Annotated in this window: 1 protein-coding gene; it reads right to left on the reverse strand. The window is 65.2% G+C overall.

Features of this window, described 5'->3' with window-relative positions; genetic code table 11:
* Positions 1-399: FAD-dependent oxidoreductase (locus D7Y13_RS44370; RefSeq protein WP_158626267.1), on the reverse strand; the 399-nt coding region annotated here is incomplete at both ends.

Below are 399 nucleotides of genomic sequence, written 5' to 3' on the forward strand. Positions count from 1 at the left end.
GACTCGAGCGTGGTCAGCGTGCCCGCCGGATGCTTCTCGACGGATCGCACCGTTTCGGAGAACCGGAACGTCACCGCCAGATCCCGCAGCTGATAGAGCAGCGCCCCGACGATCTCGTCGTCGCAGAAGCTGAGCATCGACGGGCGGGCCTCGACCACGGTGACCTTGGTGCCGAGAGCGGCGAACATCGACGCGTACTCGATCCCGATCACGCCGGCGCCGACCACCTCCATCGATGACGGCACCTTGCCCATGCCAAGGATCTGGTCGGAGTCCACGATCGTCTCGCCGTCGAACTCGACGGTGGACGGCCTGGCCGGCTTGGTGCCGACACCGATCACGAACTTGTCGCCGCCGATCAGCGTGCTGGTGCCTCCTTCATTTGTCACGCTGATGGTG

It is taken from the genome of Corallococcus praedator (genome assembly GCF_003612125.1).
GTDB classification, from domain to species: domain Bacteria; phylum Myxococcota; class Myxococcia; order Myxococcales; family Myxococcaceae; genus Corallococcus; species Corallococcus praedator.